The organism is Aestuariivirga sp. (assembly GCF_037139295.1).
In the GTDB taxonomy this organism is placed as follows: Bacteria; Pseudomonadota; Alphaproteobacteria; order Rhizobiales; family Aestuariivirgaceae; genus Aestuariivirga.
In genome coordinates this window covers 1-1895 of the sequence record NZ_JBAXGR010000276.1, presented here as the reverse complement: position 1 = coordinate 1895, position 1895 = coordinate 1, and the positions used below count along the sequence as shown (strand labels likewise).

Sequence of the window (1895 nt, the reverse complement as noted above, 5' to 3'; positions counted from 1 at the left end):
CACCACTCCTTCACTGGTGCGGCTGTGGAAAGCCACCAATCCGACCGACCGCGATTTTCGCCGCGACATTCATCCCGAAATCAATTGGACCAGCGTAGATCTCAACAGCCAGGTGAACGGGAACTACCTGGGCGACGTGCCGCTCCCTGCGACGGGGGCGACGGCCTATTTCATCGAGCTGACCTTTTTGGTTCCGGGCTCCGCCTATCCCCATATCTTCACCACGGAAATCCGAGTGAAGTCGAACGTGCCGCTTGCGGCCTGGCCCTATCCATCGGGCTTGCCGAACAATTACGTCGTAAGCTCCGCCGATCCGCTGCTGGCGGAAGAGAGTATTTCGGATGCCTCACTGGCCGCGCAGGCAGGGGGACATACGCCGGAAGAGGAGCGATCGACGTTGGCGTTGGGCATCACGCTGGCAGCGTCGATCACTCCGAACAACCAAGGAACTGTGCCAAGTGCGTTGACGCCCGCCGTCGTCTCATCGGCTAGGCTACCTTCTGAGCTGTCTGATCGCATATCGTCGAGTCTCTTGGAACCGGCCGCACTGGATTTCGAAGTGAGCGACTCGGAAGTCTCCGCAGAGGCAGTCGACGAAGTGCTGGCCAGCGGTCTAGAGCGGATCCACGTTAATCGTAGCGGTATCCGCAGTGTTTGAAGTAGCGGCGGCACTCGGCCTCGGTGAACTGGTGAAGGATGCGGCCGCACAGGGCCCAGAGTTTGTCGACCGTTCGTTCGGCGCCGTCGCGAAGTAGTTTCTTGAGCTTCGAGAAGGCGAGTTCGATGGGGTTGAGATCCGGCGAGTAGGGTGGCAGATAACGCAGCTCGGCGCCGGCCGCCTCGATCGCTTGACGCACGCCTTTCACTTTGTGGCTGGAGAGATTGTCCATGACCACGATGTCACCGGGCCGAAGCGTCGGTGCCAAGTGTTGTTCGACCCAGGCCAGAAAGAGCGGACCGTTAATCGCTCCCTCGACGGTCAACGGTGCCACGAAACCTTCGGCACGCAAGGCACCGAGGAACGTGGTCGTTTGCCAGCGCCCGCAAGGCGTCTTGGCGATCAGACGCGAACCCAACACGGACCGCCCGTAGGTTCGTGTCATGTTGGTTTTCGCCCACGTCTCGTCGATAAAGACCACGCGTTGCGGATCGATGTGCGCTTGCGCCGCGTGCCACTCTAATCTCCGCTCGGCCACGTCAGGGCGATCTTGCTCCGAGGCAATCAACGTCTTTTTTTTCGCGTCTGATCAAGCGCTGCGCAGGCGTTGCAAATGGTTTGCAGGCAGACCGTCTCGCCGCGTTCGGCTTCCAGTTCAGCTTGCAGCTCACGCAAATAAATGTCGGGCCGCGCTTCGATCTTGGCCAGCAACCACCCGGACCATGCCTGCCATCTTGGTGTGCGGTTGCGCGTGGTCTTGGCCGCGATCTGCCCGGTCTCGCGACGCTGTTGATTGATCCGCCGCACCCACGATTCGGAGACACCAAATCGCAAGGCCACCGCTTGCGTCCCCTCGTTCGCATCGCACGCGGCCAATACCTGGCTGCGAAACTCCTTCGTGTAAGCTGCCATACATCACCTCCTTGAGATAATGCCTAGCTTAACTAAATCACGCAGAGGGCGCTAGGGTCTCCGTGGAAACGCTCTAGCGCCGTTATTCAACGACTGACAAATCGGCTCGCTCATTCCATTCAGGCCGCTTCGATCCGTGCAACTTGATCAAGAGGGTCCGCCCGAAAGACTTGCTCCCAGGGCGAGCTTCTCGGCAGCTCGTACCAGATCGGCAACCGACTGTACACGCATCTTCTGCATCATGCGGCCGCGGTGAATTTTGACGGTCTTCTCGGAGGAGCCGAGTTTCACGGCGATCTGTTTGTTCATCAGACCCGCCACGACC

2 protein-coding genes and 2 pseudogenes are annotated in these 1895 nt (G+C 59.7%); 1 reads left to right on the top strand and 3 read right to left on the bottom strand.

All coding sequences use genetic code 11. The features are described 5' to 3' along the window. Window positions 1-658: pseudogene (locus WCJ41_RS21865) on the top strand (hypothetical protein); the annotation flags it as partial. On the opposite strand, the pseudogene WCJ41_RS21860 reads toward WCJ41_RS21865, so the two are convergent. The 3 genes and pseudogenes from WCJ41_RS21860 to WCJ41_RS21850 all read right to left on the bottom strand — a co-directional run. Further along, window positions 630-1238: pseudogene (locus tag WCJ41_RS21860) on the bottom strand (IS630 family transposase); the annotation flags it as partial. The pseudogenes WCJ41_RS21865 and WCJ41_RS21860 overlap by 29 nt on opposite strands. After that, complete coding sequence (locus WCJ41_RS21855) at window positions 1223-1570, bottom strand: hypothetical protein (protein ID WP_336907942.1); 348 nt, start codon at window positions 1568-1570, stop codon at window positions 1223-1225. The gene WCJ41_RS21855 and the pseudogene WCJ41_RS21860, both read right to left, overlap by 16 nt. A 147-nt stretch (window positions 1571-1717) precedes the next feature. After that, window positions 1718-1895, bottom strand: a 178-nt coding sequence (locus WCJ41_RS21850; protein WP_336907943.1) for a LuxR C-terminal-related transcriptional regulator, incomplete at its 5' end; no start/stop codon positions are given.